Annotated in this window: 16 protein-coding genes; 10 read left to right on the top strand and 6 right to left on the bottom strand. The window is 55.1% G+C overall.

Annotated features, from left to right (window positions below; translation table 11 throughout):
- Positions 1–20: 20 nt before the first annotated feature.
- Positions 21–1298 (top strand): Zn-dependent hydrolase, encoded by a 1278-nt coding sequence (locus tag Q8O73_RS02450; RefSeq protein WP_305554409.1) that lies wholly within the window; start codon positions 21–23, stop codon positions 1296–1298.
- A 63-nt stretch (positions 1299–1361) separates the two neighbouring features.
- Here Q8O73_RS02450 and Q8O73_RS02445 read toward each other — a convergent pair whose 3' ends face one another.
- Positions 1362–2003 (bottom strand): TetR/AcrR family transcriptional regulator, encoded by a 642-nt coding sequence (locus Q8O73_RS02445; protein WP_305554406.1) that lies wholly within the window; start codon positions 2001–2003, stop codon positions 1362–1364.
- A gap of 432 nt (positions 2004–2435) precedes the next feature.
- Between Q8O73_RS02445 and Q8O73_RS02440 the strand changes: the two genes are divergently transcribed.
- The 9 genes from Q8O73_RS02440 (at position 2436) to mobA (ending at position 12613) form a co-directional block, all read left to right on the top strand.
- Positions 2436–3767, top strand: a complete 1332-nt coding sequence (locus Q8O73_RS02440; RefSeq protein ID WP_305554403.1) for an aspartate aminotransferase family protein — start codon at positions 2436–2438, stop codon at positions 3765–3767.
- 13 nt (positions 3768–3780) lie between these two features.
- Positions 3781–5274 (top strand): CoA-acylating methylmalonate-semialdehyde dehydrogenase, encoded by a 1494-nt coding sequence (locus tag Q8O73_RS02435; RefSeq protein WP_305554400.1) that lies wholly within the window; start codon positions 3781–3783, stop codon positions 5272–5274.
- A gap of 114 nt (positions 5275–5388) precedes the next feature.
- A complete protein-coding gene (locus Q8O73_RS02430; RefSeq protein WP_305554397.1) occupies positions 5389–6255 on the top strand; it encodes a nitrilase-related carbon-nitrogen hydrolase in 867 nt (288 codons plus the stop codon).
- Between the two features lie 165 nt (positions 6256–6420).
- A complete protein-coding gene (locus tag Q8O73_RS02425; RefSeq protein ID WP_305554881.1) occupies positions 6421–7212 on the top strand; it encodes an ABC transporter ATP-binding protein in 792 nt (263 codons plus the stop codon).
- Positions 7202–8131 carry an ABC transporter permease gene (locus Q8O73_RS02420; RefSeq protein ID WP_305554394.1) on the top strand — a complete coding sequence of 310 codons (930 nt, stop codon included), beginning with the start codon at positions 7202–7204 and terminating at the stop codon, positions 8129–8131. The genes Q8O73_RS02425 and Q8O73_RS02420 overlap by 11 nt, the downstream gene beginning before the upstream one ends.
- Positions 8128–9279 carry an ABC transporter permease gene (locus Q8O73_RS02415; RefSeq protein WP_305554391.1) on the top strand — a complete coding sequence of 384 codons (1152 nt, stop codon included), beginning with the start codon at positions 8128–8130 and terminating at the stop codon, positions 9277–9279. Before Q8O73_RS02420 ends, Q8O73_RS02415 begins: the two co-directional genes overlap by 4 nt.
- Positions 9280–9340: 61 nt before the next feature.
- On the top strand, positions 9341–10321 hold the full coding sequence (locus tag Q8O73_RS02410) for an ABC transporter substrate-binding protein (RefSeq protein ID WP_305554388.1): 981 nt from the start codon (positions 9341–9343) through the stop codon (positions 10319–10321).
- 125 nt (positions 10322–10446) lie between these two features.
- Complete coding sequence (hydA, locus tag Q8O73_RS02405; RefSeq protein WP_305554384.1) at positions 10447–11904, top strand: dihydropyrimidinase; 1458 nt, start codon at positions 10447–10449, stop codon at positions 11902–11904.
- Between the two features lie 73 nt (positions 11905–11977).
- Positions 11978–12613, top strand: a complete 636-nt coding sequence (mobA, locus tag Q8O73_RS02400; protein ID WP_305554381.1) for a molybdenum cofactor guanylyltransferase MobA — start codon at positions 11978–11980, stop codon at positions 12611–12613.
- Positions 12614–12621: 8 nt separating this feature from the next.
- On the opposite strand, the gene Q8O73_RS02395 is transcribed toward mobA, so the two are convergent.
- From Q8O73_RS02395 to Q8O73_RS02375, 5 genes are all read right to left on the bottom strand, one after another.
- The gene (locus tag Q8O73_RS02395; protein WP_305554378.1) at positions 12622–13470 is read right to left on the bottom strand and encodes a sel1 repeat family protein; all 849 of its coding nucleotides are present in this window, start codon (positions 13468–13470) and stop codon (positions 12622–12624) included.
- A gap of 105 nt (positions 13471–13575) precedes the next feature.
- A complete protein-coding gene (locus Q8O73_RS02390; protein WP_305554376.1) occupies positions 13576–15732 on the bottom strand; it encodes a methyl-accepting chemotaxis protein in 2157 nt (718 codons plus the stop codon).
- 193 nt (positions 15733–15925) lie between these two features.
- Positions 15926–17680 (bottom strand): ABC transporter substrate-binding protein, encoded by a 1755-nt coding sequence (locus tag Q8O73_RS02385; RefSeq protein WP_305554373.1) that lies wholly within the window; start codon positions 17678–17680, stop codon positions 15926–15928.
- 141 nt (positions 17681–17821) lie between these two features.
- Positions 17822–18094 carry a DUF2160 domain-containing protein gene (locus tag Q8O73_RS02380; protein ID WP_305554370.1) on the bottom strand — a complete coding sequence of 91 codons (273 nt, stop codon included), beginning with the start codon at positions 18092–18094 and terminating at the stop codon, positions 17822–17824.
- Between the two features lie 24 nt (positions 18095–18118).
- A complete protein-coding gene (locus tag Q8O73_RS02375; protein ID WP_305554367.1) occupies positions 18119–18922 on the bottom strand; it encodes a carbohydrate ABC transporter permease in 804 nt (267 codons plus the stop codon).

The following is an 18922-nucleotide window of genomic DNA, read 5'->3' as shown; positions in this document are numbered from 1 at the left end:
CCGTTGAAAGGAAGATTTAAATGACTGTTCAGTCGCACGTCCGCAATCTGTCGATCAATGGCGACCGGTTATGGGATAGCCTGATGGAAATGGCAAAAATCGGTAAAACCGCCAAGGACGGTGTGTGCCGGTTGGCCCTGACCGATCTGGATCGCGAAAGCCGCGATTTGTTTATTGCATGGTGCAAGGCAGAAGGTTGTTCGATCCGCATCGACAAAATGGGCAATATCTTTGCCCGGCGCGAAGGCAAAAAAGCCGATCTGCCGCCGGTTGTGATGGGAAGCCACCTTGATAGCCAGCCCACCGGGGGCAAATATGATGGGGTTTATGGTGTTCTGGCTGGGCTGGAAGTGATCCGCACCCTTAATGAAGCCAAATACGAAACTGAAGCTCCGCTTGAGGTCGTGTGCTGGACCAACGAGGAAGGATCGCGCTTTGCCCCGGCGATGGTGGCATCGGGCGTGTTTGCCAAGGTGTTTGACCTGGAATACGGTCATTCCCGTGCCGATATCGATGGCAAGACCATGGGGCAGGAACTGGCGCGGATCGGCTATCTGGGGGATGACGAACCGACGATAAACGCCCATCCGATGGCGGCCTATTTCGAAGCTCATATCGAACAGGGGCCGATTCTTGAAGATGAAGGCAAGGATATCGGCATTGTCACCGATGCCCAAGGTCAACGCTGGTATGAAATCACCCTGATCGGGGTCGAAGCCCATGCCGGACCGACCCCGATGCAATCGCGCAAGGATGCGCTTTTGGGGGCGGCGCGGATTATTGATATCGTCAATAAGATCGGCCTGAAACGGCCGCTGGCCTGTGCGACGGTCGGCATGATGCAAATCCATCCCAATTCGCGGAATGTCATTCCCGGCCGGGTGTTTTTCACCGTTGATTTCCGTCATCCCGATGATGCCGTTCTGGCCGATATGGATGCGGAATTACGCCGCGAGGTGGAACGTGTGACATCGGAAATCGGCCTTGAATGCACGTTGGATCAGATTTTTTATTATGCGCCGGTGCCGTTTGATGCTTCCTGTGTTGAAGCGGTGCGGTGTGGTGTGGAAATCGGCGGGTTTTCGGCCCGCGACATTGTATCGGGTGCTGGTCATGATGCCTGCTATCTGGCACAGGTCTGCCCGACCGCAATGATCTTTATCCCCTGTGTTGATGGCATCAGCCATAATGAAATCGAAGAAGTCCACAAACACTGGTCGGATGCAGGCGGGCAGGTGTTACTGCATGCGGTTCTGGCCAAGGCCGATGAAACCGTGCTGCAAAAATCCGCCGGGTAATCTTCCTCCACAACACCTCAAGACTTCGGGCCGGGCAACCGGCCCGTTTTTTGTCCAAGGTGATCAGGAAAGTCCAACACCTTTGAGGATAATCCGCACGACATTTTCCTTTGCCTCGGCAAATTGTGCGTCAGACAGCGGGGCGTCATTGTTGAAGATTTCGATCTGGCGGGCAAAGTCGGCGTAATGCTGGGTGGTGGCGAAAATCATATACATCAGGCTGTAGGGTTCAACTGCATCCATCTTGCCTTCGGAGATCCAGCGATTAAGGACAACTACCCGGCTGTCGAGCCAGCTTTTGACTGTGGTCGAGATGTAATCGGATGAAAATTTTGCGCCACGAATGATTTCATGAGCCCAGATGCGCGAGCCATGCGGGCGGGCGCGCGATAAATCCATTTTGGCCTCGATATAACCGCGCAAGACCTCGGCGGGATTGGCGCTGTTGTCAAAGGTCATGGCCGCATCCAGCCAGTGTGAACAGACATCCTCCATAATCCGGCGATACAGCATTTCCTTGGTGCTGAAATAATAATGGACATTGGCCTTGGGCACATCGGCGATTTCGGCGATGCGGGCGGTGGTCGCTCCCTTGAAACCGTAATCGGCGAAAACCCGTTCGGCAGCGGCAAGAATCAGATGTTCGTTTTCCTGCCGGATCGCGGCCTTGTGTGCGCCATTGGCCTGTCGGTGTGTTGCTGTCATTGCCTCGCCCTGATGTTGGGAGTCATTTATCTTGACCGTTTGGTCAGGTTAAAATAATCTCTACTTTAAGTGCTAAAAAGCAAGTTTAAAATAATCGTGACTGCGCACCCGAAAGAACACCCCAACGGTGTTCGCCGGGCAAAACATAACCAGAATCGCAGCATGGTAAACAAAAAACAGGGATCGCCTGAATGGGAAGTTCTAATCAGAGAGTGCAACGGGAATCCGTTTAGCATCAAACCGCTAGTGCAGGGGCTGTGGCCCGTGCTAACGATTTTTTGTGCGCCATCATTAGGGCGTGGACCTGTTTGCGGCGTGGCATGGCGATTGGCCTTGCCTGCGCCTGTCGGGTCCCGGATGATGGCGTGGAAAAGAAGATGGGTATGGATTGATGCCCGGGATGTCAAAAAGGTTCGGGAGACCTGAAAGAAAATGACCGCCACCACCAAAAACCGCCGCCCCAATGATTTGTCTGCCTTCTGGATGCCGTTTACTGCCAACCGGCAATTCAAACAGGCCCCACGCATGCTGGTTTCGGCCGAAGGCATGTATTACAAAACCGACGATGGCCGCGACATTTTGGACGGTACCGCCGGTTTGTGGTGCTGCAATGCCGGCCACAAGCGCCCGAAAATTGTCGAAGCGGTCAAGGAACAGATGGACGAACTGGATTATGCCCCGGCATTCCAGATGGGCCATCCCAAAGCGTTTGAACTGGCTAGCCGTCTGGCACAATTGATGCCGGGCGATCTGAACCATGTTTTCTATACCAATAGTGGATCGGAATCGGTTGAAACCGCGCTGAAAATCGCGCTGGCCTATCATCGGGTGCGCGGCGAGGGGCAACGGACCCGCCTGATTGGTCGCGAACGCGGTTATCACGGGGTTAATTTTGGTGGTATCTCGGTTGGTGGCATTTCGGGCAACCGCAAAATGTATGGTCAGATGCTGGGCGGGGTGGATCATATCCGTCATACCCACGATCCGGACCGCAACAGTTTCACCCGTGGCATTCCGGCGCACGGTGCCGAATTTGCCGATGATCTGGAAAAAGTCTGCGTACTGCATGATCCATCAACCATCGCGGCGGTCATTGTTGAACCGGTTGCCGGATCGACCGGGGTTCTGATCCCGCCGCAGGGTTATTTGCAGCGCCTGCGCGATATCTGTACCAAACATGGCATCTTGCTGATTTTTGATGAGGTTATTACCGGCTTTGGCCGCCTTGGCATGCCGTTTGCCGTTGATTATTTCGGCGTCCAGCCCGATCTGGTCACAACGGCCAAGGGGCTGACCAATGGGACGATTCCGATGGGGGCGGTGTTTGCCACCGATGCCATTCATGATGCCTTTATGACCGGCCCGGAAAACATGATAGAGCTGTTTCACGGCTATACCTATTCAGGCAATCCGGTGGCCTGTGCGGCCGGTCTGGCGACGCTGGAGACCTACGAGGAAGAAGGTCTTTATACCAAGGGGCAGGAACTGGGCCAGTATTGGGAAGACGCGGTGCACAGCCTGAAAGACGTGCCGCATGTCAAGGATATCCGCAATCTGGGCCTGATCGGCGCTATTGAACTGGAAGGCATTGAAGGGCAGCCGACCAAACGCGCCTTTAGCGCCTTTTTGAAGGCCTTTGAAAAAGGCGTTCTGATCCGCACCACCGGCGATATCATTGCGTTGTCGCCGCCGCTGATCATTGAAAAATCCCATATCGACCAGTTGTTTGGCACGCTGCGCGATGTTCTGACCCATCTTGACTAAGGCGACATGATTTATGAAACGCATTGAACACATCATTGGCGGCCAGTATACAAGTGCCGACAGCACCCGTACCGCCGCCGTTTATAACCCGGCGACCGGTGAACAAACCGGCGAAGTCGTTCTGGCCTGTGAGGCCGACGTCAATACGGTAGTGGCAACTGCCAAAGCCGCGTTTGAAAGCTGGTCGCAAGTACCCCCGGCCAAACGTGCACGGGTGATGTTTGCCTATAAGGCCCTGTTGGAACTACGTGCCGATGACATCGCCAGTGCGATTTCGGCCGAACATGGCAAAACCCACCCCGATGCACTGGGTGAAGTGGCCCGTGCCCTGGAAGTTGTGGAATTTGCCTGTGGTATTCCGCATTTGCTGAAAGGTGATTTCAGCCGCAATGTCGGCCCGGCGATTGATACCGCCTCGGACCGTCATGCTTTGGGCGTTGTCGCCGGGATTACACCGTTTAATTTTCCGGCAATGGTGCCGTTATGGATGATCCCGATGGCGATTGCCTGTGGCAATGCCTTTATCCTCAAACCGTCCGAACGCGATCCGTCGGCGGCCAATCTGGTGGTGGAACTTCTGAAAGAGGCCGGTTTGCCAGACGGTGTTTGCAATGTGTTGCATGGCGACAAGGTTGCGGTGGATGGTCTGTTACATCATCCTGATGTGCAGGCTATCAGCTTTGTCGGGTCAACCCCGATTGCCGAATATGTCTATAAAACCGGCACCGCCAATGGCAAGCGGGTTCAGGCGCTGGGCGGGGCGAAAAACCATATGATCATCATGCCCGATGCCGATATTGATCAGGCGGTTGATGCCCTGATGGGGGCGGGTTATGGATCGGCGGGCGAACGCTGCATGGCGATTTCCGTGGCCGTCCCGGTTGGCGAGGAAACTGCCAATCGTCTGGTTTCTGCACTGGCCCCAAAGGTTGCCGCCCTTAAAATCGGACCGGCTACTGATACGGATGCCGATATGGGGCCGGTGATTACCGCCGCACACAAGCAAAAGGTGCTGGGTTATATTGATGCGGGTGTGAAAGAAGGGGCTGAACTGGTGGTCGATGGCCGTGGGTTCAGCCTTCAGGGGTATGAAAACGGTTATTTCGTCGGCGGGACCCTGTTTGACCGGGTGACGCCCGACATGACGATTTACCGCGAGGAAATTTTTGGTCCGGTTCTGTCGGTTGTGCGGGCGGATAGCTACGATACGGCGGTTGATCTGATCAACCGTCATGAATATGGCAATGGTACCGCAATTTTCACCCGCGATGGTGATGCGGCTCGCAATTTCATTGATCGTATTCAGGTCGGGATGGTCGGCGTGAATGTGCCGATCCCGGTTCCGGTTGGCTATCACAGCTTTGGCGGCTGGAAACGCTCGATTTTCGGGGCGCATGGTATTTACGGGCCCGAAGCCGTGCATTTCTATACCAGGTTGAAAACCGTGACCACGCGCTGGCCGACCGGCATTCGCGCCGGGGCGCAGTTTAATTTCCCGTCCAACTGACCGGACGGTTTGACGATTTCGGCCTTTGCCCCCGGATCGGGGCAAAGGCCACACAAGCCCGCACAGACCGGCACAAGACGGCAAGGGCACGAAAAATATCAGGAGGTATTCCGCATGTCGATGTTGAGAGGCGGACTGATTCAGATGGGCCTGAAAGGCACCACGGATCAGTCACCCGATGAAATTCGCAAGGCCATGATTGATGCCCATCTGCCCTATATCGAGGCGGCGGGTAAACAGGGTGTTCAGGTTCTGTGTTTTCAGGAAGTGTTCACGCAACCTTATTTTTGTCCGAGCCAGGACAAAAAATGGTACGACGCGGCCGAAGCCATTCCCGATGGCCCAACCACGCAACTGATGTGCGAACTCGCCAAAAAGCACAAAATGGTCATTGTCGTTCCGATCTATGAACAGGATATCACCGGGGTTTATTACAATACCGCCGCCGTGATTGACGCCGATGGCAGTTATCTTGGTAAATACCGCAAAACCCATATTCCGCAGGTTGCCGGTTTTTGGGAAAAGTTTTTCTTCAAACCCGGTGCATCCAACTGGCCGGTATTTGAAACGCAATATTGCAAGTTGGGTGTTTACATCTGTTACGACCGACATTTTCCGGAAGGTTGGCGTGCACTGGCGTTGAACGGGGCGGAATATATTGTCAATCCGTCGGCCACGGTGGCCGGGTTGTCGGAATATCTGTGGAAACTGGAACAACCGGCATCTGCGGTCGCCAATGGCTGTTATATTGGGGCGATTAACCGGGTTGGCCGTGAAATGCCGTGGGATATCGGCGAATTTTACGGGCAAAGCTATTTTGTCAATCCGCGTGGCCAGATTGAAAAAGAAGCATCGCGTGATCAGGATGAACTGATTGTCCATGACATGGATATGTCGATGGTCCGCGAAGTGCGTAATACTTGGCAGTTTTTCCGCGACCGCAGGCCATCGACCTATACCCGTCTGACGGACGGGAACTGACAATAGGGCGGCGAACGGGCAACAGCCTGTTCGCCGTCTGCCTTGACCGACACATATAAAAAGTCGGCAAGGTTCAGGGCAATGTCCCTGAGGGAGGTTTTGAGAGACATTCGATCAGGGAAACACCCCATGACGTTAAAAGCCGTCGTCAATAATGTGGCGCAAATGCCGGTATCGAAAGATGCCGTTGTTGATATTCAAAAACTGACACTGACCTTTCAGACCGCAGACGGGCCGGTTTATGCCTTGTCTGATGTCGATCTGACGATCAACCGGGGCGAATTCGTGTCGTTTATCGGTCCATCGGGCTGTGGCAAAACCACCCTGTTGCGTGTGATTGCCGATCTGGAAAAGGCGACGTCGGGCGATGTGTCGATCAATGGCGTTTCCGCCAGCGAAGCCCGACAGAACCGCGCCTATGGCTATGTGTTTCAGGCCCCGGCCTTGTTGCCGTGGCGGACGATTGAACGCAATGTCACCCTGCCGCTTGAAATCATGGAAATGACAAAGGCCGAACGGGTCAAACGCGCCCATGATGCCCTGAAACTGGTGGAACTGAACGGGTTTGAAAAGAAATTCCCGTGGCAGTTATCGGGTGGCATGCAGCAGCGTGCCTCTATTGCCCGGGCGCTGAGTTTCGATGCCGATTTGCTGTTGATGGATGAACCGTTTGGTGCACTGGATGAAATTGTCCGCGATCATTTGAACGAACAATTGCTGAAACTGTGGGCGCGAACCAACAAAACCGTGGCCTTTGTCACTCATTCGATCCCCGAGGCAGTATATCTGTCGAGCAAGATCGTGGTGATGTCGCCGCGTCCGGGCCGGATCATTGATGTGATCGAAACCAGATTTCCCAAGGATCGTACCCTTGATATCCGGGAAAGCCCGGAATTTTTGGAAATCGCCCATCGTGTGCGTGAAGGGTTGCGGGCGGGGCACAGTTATGACGAGTGATAGCGCAAGTCTTTCAGTGACCTATGCCGGGCCGTCATTATGGATCCGCATGATGGCGGGCACCACCGGGCCGGTGATTGTGGTTTTACTGGCCTTTGTGGTGATCTGGCATGTCGCGGTGATTTATCTGAATGCGCCGACCCAGATTGACCGTTATAACCGCGCCGGTCAGGACTGGACCGCCGCGCAACTGATTTCCGATACCATGATGCAGGAACGGCCGATTTTGCCCGCCCCGCATCAGGTGGCACAGGAAATGTACAAAACGATCTTTACAGTCGGAATCACCTCGAAACGCTCACTGGTTTATCATAGCTGGGTGACATTATCCTCGACCTTGCTGGGCTTTGGGATGGGGACGTTTCTGGGGATTTTGCTGGCGGTTGGGATTGTTCATGTCATCACGCTTGAGAAAAGCCTGATGCCGTGGGTAATTTCATCGCAAACCATTCCAATTCTGGCGATTGCGCCGATGATTGTGGTGGTTCTGGGGGCGATTGGCCTTAAAGGTCTGGTGCCCAAGGCCATCATATCAACCTATCTGTGCTTTTTTCCGGTGACGATTGGTATGGTCAAGGGGTTGCGATCTCCCGATCATATTCAGCTTGACCTGATGCGGACCTATAATGCCTCGAAATGGCAGACATTCTGGGCGCTGCGCTGGCCATCCGCCATGCCGTTTCTGTTTGCCAGCCTCAAGGTGGCGATTGCCATCAGTCTGGTGGGTGCAATTGTTGGCGAATTGCCAACCGGGGCACAGGCCGGACTGGGTGCCCGTTTGCTGGCCGGATCCTATTATGGGCAAACCATTCAAATCTGGTCGGCATTGTTTACCGCCGCCTTTATCGCCGGGATGATGGTGTATGGTGTTGGACGGATGGAGCGCCGGGTTCTGGAACGTATGGGGGCGCGGCCATGACCGGAAAAATTGATAAATTCTGTCTGGTCGGGGCGATTGCCGCCTTGCTGGCGCTGATTTTTCCGTTGACCGGGGCCGATCCCGATACCGGCAAGATGGTCGCTTTTGTCGGCGATATTCCGGGGTTGGCCGTTGCGATGGCACTCTGTGTGATCGCCGGGGCGGTGTTTACCTGGTACGGGGTAGGCAATGTCGCGCTGGCATCCATGTTGTTGCTGGTGGTGATTTTTGGTGGCTGGCAGGCAATTGTCAGTCTGGACGATTACGGGATTGGCGGCCATGCCCGTGTCGGGTTCTGGCTGTTTATCCTGTCACTCTGGGCGCTGGTGTGGCGGGCGATTGACGTTCTGGCCAAATACCGCACCCTTGAAACCGGCAAGCAGCAAGCCGCCCATCTTCTGGTGCCGGTCGCCTTTGGTGTCTGGTTGCTATTTGTCTGGCAGGTGGTGACGGTGGGATTTGGTGTGCCACAGGTTTTGTTGCCGCCACCTTCCATGATTGCCGAACGGTTTACTGGATCGATTCCGATCCTGTGGGCCGATTTTCACCAGACCTTTATCAAGGCGGTGTTGTCGGGCTATGTGATGGGATGTGGCAGTGCCTTTATCGTGGCGATTGCGGTGGACCGGGTGCCGTTTCTCAAACGCGGATTATTGCCGTTGGGCAACATGGTGTCGGCGCTGCCGATCATTGGTGTTGCGCCGATCATGGTGATGTGGTTCGGTTTTGACTGGCAATCAAAGGCTGCTGTTATTGTCATCATGACCTTTTTCCCGATGTTGGTGAATACGGTGACCGGCCTTAATGCTGCGGGGCGGTTGGAAAAGGACCTGATGGCGACCTATGCGTCGGGGTATTGGTCCACACTTTTGCGGCTTCGATTGCCTGCGGCATTGCCATTTATCTTTAATGCTCTCAAAATCAATTCAACTCTGGCGCTGATCGGGGCCATCGTTGCCGAATTTTTCGGAACCCCGATTGTCGGCATGGGATTTCGCATTTCGACCGAGGTCGGGCGGATGAATGTCGATATGGTCTGGGCGGAAATTGCATTGGCGGCCCTTGCGGGAACTGCCTTTTACGGAGCCGTGGCCCTTGCCGAACGCAAGGTTACATCATGGCATCCGTCATTTCGGGTACGTCGCTAAAAAAGCACAAAAAGGCGACCCGTCGGGAGGACTTCACTTCAACCTGAGGAGACTTCAACGAATGAGAAAAGTTTTTGCGACTGCGGCCGGGATTGTAGTGGGAATGACGTCACTGTCAGCCATGGCTGCCGATGCGGTGACGTTGCAGCTTAAATGGGTCACACAGGCCCAGTTTGCAGGCTATTACGTTGCGCTGGACAAGGGGTTTTACGAAGAAGCCGATCTGGACGTTACCATCAATCCGGGCGGCCCTGACGTAGCCCCGCCGCAGGTGATTGCCGGTGGTGGTGCCGATGTGGTGGTTGACTGGATGCCGTCCGCCCTTGCCTCGCGCGAGAAGGGTGTGGCTTTGGTCAATATCGCCCAGCCTTTTGCAGAATCGGGCATGATGCTGACCTGTCTGAAGGAAACCGGCGTTGCCGGGCCAGAAGATTTTCCGGGTCGGACGCTGGGCGTCTGGTTCTTTGGCAATGAATATCCATTTTTAAGCTGGATGTCGAAACTTGGCATTCCGACCGATGGCAGTGCTGGTGGTGTGACTGTTCTGAAACAGGGATTTAACGTTGATCCATTGTTGCAGAAACAAGCCGATTGCATTTCGACCATGACCTATAACGAATATTGGCAGGTGATTGATGCCGGTATTTCCGAAGACCAGCTCAATGTCTTTAAATATCAGGATCAGGGTGTGGCAACCCTTGAAGATGGTCTTTATGTTTTGGAAGACAATCTGAAAGACCCGGCCTTTGTCGATAAAATGGCCCGTTTTGTTGCGGCCAGCATGAAGGGCTGGAAATGGGCGGCTGAAAATCCCGAAGATGCCGCGATGATCGTTCTGGATAACGATGCCACCGGTGCCCAGACTGAAAAGCATCAGGTCCGCATGATGACCGAAATCGCCAAATTGCTGGATGATGACGGGGTGCTGGATGTCGATGCCTATCAGCAGACCGTTGACAGCCTGCTGTCGGGTGGTTCGGACCCGGTGATTACCAAAGCACCGGAAGGCGCATGGACCCACGCTGTTACCGACAAGATGTAATTGCGGGCGATCCGGACTTTACCGTCTGGCAGGATGTATCCTGCCAGACGGGCATTCCTTCAGAATAAACGGGTGTGAAGGGCGGAAAAACGTCTGACACCCCTACGGCAGACAAGGAGCCACCCATGTCTATGGTAATTCGCGGCGGAACGATTGTAACCGCCGATCTGACCTTTACGTCGGATATCCTCGTTGAGAATGGCAAAATCGCCGACATCGGCCCCAATCTGGTTGGCGATCAGACCGTCGATGCGACGGGATGTTATGTGATGCCGGGCGGGATCGACCCGCATACCCATCTGGAAATGCCCTTTATGGGGACCTATTCCGAGGATGATTTTGAATCCGGCACCAAGGCCGCCGTTTCCGGCGGTACGACGATGGTGGTAGATTTCTGTTTGCCATCGCCCAACCAGTCGTTGCTTGAGGCACTTCAGGCGTGGGACAATAAATCGACCAAGGCTGTGTGCGATTATTCCTTCCACATGGCTATTACGTGGTGGGGCGAACAGGTTTTCAATGAAATGAAAACCGTGGTGCAGGAAAAAGGTATCAACACTTTCAAGCATTTCATGGCCTATAAGGGCGCGTTGATGGTGGATGACGATGAAATGTTCGCATCCTTTCAACGCTGTTCTGAACTGGGCGCAATGCCGCTGGTTCATGCCGAAAACGGTGATGTGGTGGCCGCGTTGCAGCAAAAGCTGCTGGCCGAAGGCAATAACGGACCCGAAGCCCATGCCTATTCCCGCCCGGTCGATGTCGAGGGCGAGGCCTGCAACCGCGCCATCATGATTGCCGATATGGCCAATGTGCCACTGTATATTGTGCATGTATCCTGCGAGCCGGCACACGAAGCCATCCGCCGCGCCCGCCAGAATGGCAAACGGGTATTCGGTGAACCGTTGGTGCAGCATCTGGTTCTCGATGAGTCCGAATATACCCATCCCGATTGGGATCATGCGGCACGGCGCGTCATGTCGCCACCGTTCCGCAGCAAATTGCATCAGGATGGTCTGTGGAACGGTCTGGCATCGGGTAGTTTGCAGGTAGTGGCGACCGATCATTGCGCCTTTACCACCAAACAAAAACGTTTTGGCCTTGGCGATTTTACCAAAATTCCCAATGGCACCGGTGGCCTTGAAGACCGCCTGCCGGTTCTGTGGAGCGCCGGGGTCAATACCGGCCGGTTGACGATGAATGAATTTGTCGCCGTCACATCGACCAATATCGCCAAGATCCTTAATATCTATCCGCGCAAGGGGGCGATTATGGTGGGGGCCGATGCGGATCTGATCGTCTGGGACCCGAAGGCCAGCAAAACCATTGCCGCCAAAACGCAACTTTCGGCGATTGATTACAATGTGTTTGAAGGCTTTGAAGTCACCGGACTGCCGCGCTTTACCATCAGTGGTGGTCGCATTGCAGCACAGGAAGGCAAGGTGCTGGCGAAATGCGGCGATGGCCAGTTTGTAAGGCGGGACGCCTTTCCGGCGGTCAACAAGGCGCTGTCAAAATGGAAAGAATTGACCGCTCCGCGCAAGGTGGAACGCAAGGCGGAAAATATGCCTGCGGGCGTATGAACCATCCTTTCGGGTATATCAAAACAAACGGGGTGGCTTTCGGGCTGCCCCGTTTTCGGTTACAGATGATCAAATGCTGCGCAACAGGACTGAAACGGTGCCCGATATTACGCCCGCCGGGAAGATGCCCAAAACTGCTGCCCTTGTCCTTGCCGGGGGTGAGGGGAAACGTATGGGCGGCGACAAACCGTTTCGCGAACTGGCAGGCAAACCGCTGATCGCCCATGTGATCGCAATGGCGCGGCAGCAATGCGACATCGTGATGATTTCCAGCAACGAAGACCCGGCCCGTTTTGCGGCATTTGATTGCCCGGTGATTGCCGATTATCCGGTAGCCGGTCAGGGGCCGCTGGGCGGTATTCTGGGCGGGTTGCGGGCTTTGCCCGATGATATCGACTGGCTGGCGATCTTCCCGGTTGATTGCCCGGTTCTGCCTGATGATCTGGTGCGGAAATTGGCAGCTGCCGCGCAAGGGGCGGGCCGTTTGGCCGCCTTTGCGCAATATGACACCCGCGATCATTTCCTTGCCGCTGTCTGGCATCGTAACGGGGCAGAGACGATTGAAACCCAACTTGCCAATGACGACCGGCGTGTGGGTGGGGCGTTACGGTCGGTGGAGGCCGTGCGGGTGACGATCCCGACCCGGCCCGATCAACCCGCCCTGTTTGCCAATATCAATACGCCGGGTGATCTGGCTGTTCTGAAATAGTTGCAGCCTTATCGTACCGTACAGGGACGCCAGGGCGTCCACGGTTCATATTCCCGGAAGAATCCGGCCAGAAATTCATCGACATTATTGCGGTTTTGCGCGCGGGCTGCCGGTTGCAAATCTTCGTCATATCGCGCACAGGTTTTTTCAATCGCCACCCCGATATCGGCCCAGTTAACATTGGCAGCATGACCGGGCAGGCCCGATGCAATGGCGCACCATCCAACTGATTTCACGTAGTTTTCAGCCTGTTGGGCGCGGTCGGCCAGATGGGCGGCAGCGCGCATTTCGCCCTTTTGCGCGGCGGCTTGCAGCAATTTATCCGGGTTATCGATTTCGGCGGCAAACTGGGTGGCCAGCAGGGTGGCCGCACGTGGATCACCGCCGTGCCATGCAGTTTGCAGATGGGCCTTTGCTGCCGGGCGATCATCCTGCGCGATCTCATCAAGGGCCAGCCACAACAATGCCTGACTGTGGTTTTGGGTGGCGGCCTGTTCATACAGTGCACGAATATCATCGTGTGGGGCGTTCAGGGCTTCCATCCGGCGAGCCAAAAGGATTTGCGCATCGGCATTGCCACTATTGGCCGCAGATTCAAGCATGGTCCAGCCTGCTTTCTGATCGGCCTCAATACCAATGCCATTGATCATTTGACAGGACAGCAAATATTTCGCCGTGGCATTACCCTGTTGCGCCAGTGGTTGCAGGGTTTGGGCCGATGCCGCGAAATTCCCGCGGCGATAGGACGCAATACCGTCATCAAGGGCGGAGGCTGCCCCGGCACTGCCCGGCAGGCAGGCAAGGATCAGGGCGGTAAAGGTTAGAGAACCAAGAGTTTTCAACAGTGATGTGTTCATAAGGCGTTCCGTTGTTTTGGTGTCTTCCCCGCGATCATCACGGTAAAAAAAACGGGTCGGAGCCCGAAAGCCCCGGACCAGTTGCCGTTCACGCAAGAGGAAAATTCATGTGCGATCCAGTGTCGCGACGTGTTCGGTGCGGATGCCATTCAGAAATTCGCGCACCCGTTCCGATAGGGCGTCCGATTGTCCGCGCAAACGTTCGGTGGCCTGACGCAAACCATCCACCGCCTGAAGATTGTCATCCGCCGCCATGCTGACCTGCGTAATGGTGTCATTCATGTTGCGGGCGGCGATGGCGGATTGTTCAACATTATTTGCGATTTCGGAGACAAAATTCTGTTGTTCGCCAACCGCCTGCGACATGTGATCGACGGTTTGGTGAATGCCGGAAATGCTTTCGCTGATCCCGGAAATTGCCTGTACGGCAACGTTGGTGGTGGTTTGAATGCCGCTGATGCGTCGGGCGATGCGATCAGTGGCGGTACCGGTCTGATTAGCAAGGTTTTTGACCTCGCTGGCGACGACGGCAAAACCCTTTCCCGCATCACCGGCCCGTGCGGCCTCTATGGTGGCATTGAGTGCCAAAAGATTGGTCTGGGCAGCAATGTCTTGTATCAGGCTTAAAATCTCGCCGATTTCCTGTGCCCCGGTTTCCAGTTCGCGCATGGTGTCGTTGGTTTTGCGGGCTTCATTCACCGCATTTTCCGCCGCCAAAACCGATTGCCGAGCCCGGTCACCGGTATCGCGCACCCGGTCTGACAGGGCCTGTGTCGCCGTCGAAACCGACGCCATATTGATTGATATTTCCTCGGATGCGCCTGCAACACCAGTGGCGTTGCCCGAGGCGATTTCAGCGCGTTCGCGCACATGGTTGGAAGTGGCGTGAATCGCCTCGGCCTCGGTCGAGACTTCGGCTACGACTTTCGATACCGATGCCTCGAACGCATCGGCCAGTTGCAACATGGTCTTACGGCGTTCTGTTTCGGCGGCTTTACGTTCGCGGGTAACGCGGTGTTCAGCCTCGGTTGCAGCTAGGGATGTGGCCCGGAATTGCCGCAGGATTTCGGCCATCGCGCCGATTTCATCGCGGCCATTATCGCGCACTTCGGTGGATAAATCGCCACCCGCGACCTGACGCATGCCGTCAATCACCCGCAACAATCGGGCAATCAGATTGCCCCGGACATAAAAAATCAGAACCAGCAAGGAGACTACCAGAACCGCGATACCGATCATCGCGATCAGTTGTTGATCCCGGGCGACCTGATGCCTTGCGTCTGCCGCACTGGTTTCCACTTCGGTCCGCTTGGCCGCCACCAGATCGGAGATGTTGCTGCCCAGCGTTTCGGCACTGATCAGGGTGGCATTCAGGGTTTGTTCGGTTTGATCCTGATTGCGCCATTCGGTTTCGCGCAGCGCAAAAACACTGTTTTCGCCAGCGCCAAAGGCCAACATAGCGCTTGATAAATCCCGGATACGGGTACCGTCATCATTATCGGGCAGTTTTTCAAGGGCGTCGGTAATTCGCAGTTCGGCCCAGCTCCATTTGCTGCGCACTTCGTCCATCGCTTCGCCTTCGGGTACAGCAATCGCAGCGGTCAGCATACCAAAGGCCAGATTGATATTGGCGCGGATTTCGGACAGTAATTGTGAAAATGCAGTGATGTCTTTCAGGCTGTCGGCAGCGTCCATATTGCCGCCCGCAACCCGGCCAATGCCGCGTGAAACATCGATATCCACCACCTCGACCAGAGGATTGATATATTCCGATAGATCAGCATAGGCATAAACCATATCAAGGGTCAGGTCACCGCGCCGTTTCTCCAATACAATCCGGTCATGGGTCAGGGTTTCAAGGGTATCCTGCCGGGTGACAAGATCATCCAGCAAGGTTTTTAGGTTATTGGTGGTGTCTTCATCGCTCCCTGCGGTAGCGACTTCTTCAAGGCGGATGCTCGCCGCGTCGATCAGGGCGACCAGACCGGCCTTAATGGTTTCCAGTTCGGCGTCATTGCGTGATGCGGCCAGAACCGGGGCCTGTGCGGCAATGCCAACACCATCCATCGCCAGTTCCATCTGACGGATGATCGAGGGTAGGCTGTTGGTGCTGATATCGGCAACCAGATCGCGGGTATTGCCAAATGACAACCACGATACCACCGACGATATCCCCGCCAGCACCAGAATAACGGCGAAAGACGCCATCAGGCGGCCCTGAATGCCAAAGCCTGTGCGTCGTATTGAAACGACGTTGGTCATTTTTTCCTCCCGTGCTGCTGCGGGCAGGCCGCAACAGTCCATTCCAGACATACAGGTTCGTTGCGCCCGGTGGGCCGGGCGTCGGGATTATGTGTTTCAGGCCCGCTAAAATGGTGAAAAGAAAATATTGCGTTTGAAAATCAGGAAAATGGCCGGAGGCGACAAATCGCCTCCGGCACCCCCAGTCGGGTCGTTACTTGACGCGGCCTTCACGCCACGCAGCGATCAGATCGTCATATTTGACGGTTTCACCCTGCGGTTTTTCGTTGTCGAGTTTCGGTTTCGGTGCGCCGGGCTGGTCGAACCAGTATTGCGCATCGCGTTCCTCGTTCAGTTTCGGGGCGCAATCGCCACCGATGCCTGCCCGTTCCAGACGTTCCATTACCCGGTCCATGGAATTGGCAAGGTTATCCATGGCTTCTTGCGGGGTCCGTTCGCCGGTCACAGCTTCGGCAACGTTCTGCCACCACAATTGTGCCAGTTTCGGATAATCTGGAACGTTGGTGCCAGTTGGCGACCACGAAATACGGGCCGGGCTGCGATAAAATTCAACCAGACCACCCAGTTTCGGGGCGGCTTCCAGCATTTCCGGCGTATCAAGGTCAGACTGACGGATCGGGGTCAGGCCAACCAGGGTCTTTTTCAGCGACACCGATTTCGAGGTGACGAACTGCGCATAAAGCCACGCAGCCTGACGGCGCTCGGGCGGGGTCGATTTCATCAGGGTCCAGGAACCCACATCCTGATACCCCAGTTTCATGCCTTCTTCCCAATACGGGCCATGCGGCGAGGGGGCCATACGCCATTTCGGCGTACCATCCTCGTTTACCACCGGCAGGCCTTCCTTGTTCATGTCCGCAGTAAAGGCGGTGTACCAGAAAATCTGCTGTGCGATCTGGCCCTGTGCCGGAACCGGACCTGCTTCGCCGAAGGTCATACCGGCGGCTTCTGGCGGGGCATAGGCTTTCAGCCAGTCGATATATTTGGTCAGGGAATAGACCGCAGCCGGGCCGTTGGCATCACCACCACGGGTAACACTGGAACCGGCAGGTGCACAGCCTTCAACGCGAATACCCCATTCGTCCACCGGCAGGCCGTTCGGGATCCCCTTGTCACCGGCACCGGCCATTGACAGCCACGCATCGGTAAAGCGCCAGCCCAGCGACGGGTCTTTCTTGCCGTAATCCATGTGGCCATAGACTTTTTTACCGTCGATTTCCTTGACATCGTTGGTAAAGAATTCGGCGATGTCTTCATAGGCCGACCAGTTGACCGGAACACCCAGATCGTAGCCGTATTTGGCCTTGAACTGTTCCTGAAGGTCGGCGCGCTGGAACCAGTCATAGCGGAACCAGTAAAGGTTGGCGAATTGCTGGTCCGGAAGTTGATAAAGCTTGCCATCCGGGCCAGTGGTGAAAGACAGGCCAATGAAATCGTCAAGGTCCAGCGTTGGCGAGGTGACAGCCTTGCCTTCGTCGGCCATGAAATCGCTGAGCGGAACCACCGCATCATAACGCGAATGGGTGCCGATCAGGTCCGAGTCATTGATATAGGCGTCATAGATATTACGGTTCGACTGCATTTGCGTCTGCAATTTTTCGATGACGTCGCCTTCGCCGATCAGATCATGGGTGATCTTGATGCCCGTGATTTCACTGAATGCCTGGGCCAGAACCTTGGATTCATATTCATGGGTGGTGATGGTTTCCGACACCACATTGATTTCCATACCCCGGAATGGCTCGGCCGCTTTGATGAACCATTCAAGTTCGCTCATCTGGGCATCTTTTTCGAGACTTGATGGCTGAAACTCGCCATCAATCCATTTCTTCGCCGCATCGGTGTACTGGTCGGCCTGCGCCGGGTTAGCCAGAATGGCCAGCCCCAGTGCAATCGCCACAGCACTGCCTTTGATTACGGCAGAAGAGCCTTTGGCTTTAACGATCATATCGTTTCTCCCTGGTCGTCTTCCTTTTGACTTCCGGATTGAATTCCGGTTTGCCAGAACGGGGGAAGACGGATACCCGTGATGGCAAATTCCGATAAAAGGGGCTGATGCCGCAGGAAACACAGCCCCTTTGCAATGGCATTATCCCCAACGCATGATGCAAACCAGCCACAGCAGGGCGATGATCGAGGCTATCCACAAGGCGGCATCGGTAACGGCCAGCCAGCCAAGATGGATATAAGCCGCCCCCAGCAGGCTGATAAACAGCCGGTCGCCGCGAGTTGTGATCAGAGGCAGAAAGCCCCGGCGTGGCACAGTTGGCGAAACGGTCTGCCAAATGCCCATACCAATCAGCATCAGAATGATGCAGGTGAAAAACACTGCCGTAATCGGGGTCCAGGCCATCCATGTCATAATTTCAATCCTCCTGTTTTCCGATTACACACGACCCATCGCGAAACCTTTGGCGATGTAATTGCGTACAAACCAGATCACGAGTGCACCCGGCACGATGGTCAGGACACCTGCTGCGGCCAGAACACCCCAATCCATACCCGATGCAGACACCGTTCGGGTCATGGTGGCGGCAATCGGTTTGGCCTCGACAGAGGTCAGGGTACGCGCCAGCAACAATTCAACCCAACTGAACATAAAGCAGAAGAACGCCGTCACCCCGATGCCGGACCGGATCAGTGGAATGAAAATTGTAGTGAAAAAGCGCGGGAACGAATAACCGTCGATGTAGGCGGTTTCATCGATTTCCTTGGGAATCCCGGACATGAACCCTTCGAGGATCCACACCGCCAGCGGTACATTAAACAGGCAATGCGCCAGGGCGACCGCAATATGGGTGTCAAACAGATTGACGCTGGAATACAGCTGAAAGAACGGCAACAGAAAAACAGCAGGTGGTGCCATGCGATTGGTCAGCAGCCAGAAGAACAGATGCTTGTCGCCTGTAAAGTTATACCGCGAAAAGGCATAGGCGGCGGGCAGGGCGACGCAAAGCGAGATCACCACATTGATCGCCACATAGATCATCGAATTGATATAGCCCGAATACCATGCCGGATCGGTCAGGATCGTGCGGTAATTATTAAGGGTCGGCGCATCAGGAAACAGGGTCATTGCGCCCAGAATTTCCGTGTTGGTCTTGATCGACATGTTGAACAGCCAGTAAATCGGCAGCAACAGAAAGATAATATAAACAAGCAGTGCGATGTGACGTTTCTGGAACCGCAT

This window comes from Thalassospira sp., from assembly GCF_030690045.1.
Classification (GTDB): domain Bacteria; phylum Pseudomonadota; class Alphaproteobacteria; order Rhodospirillales; family Thalassospiraceae; genus Thalassospira.
The sequence above is the reverse complement of the archived record's forward strand: the minus strand, read 5'-3'. Positions and strand labels throughout refer to the sequence as shown.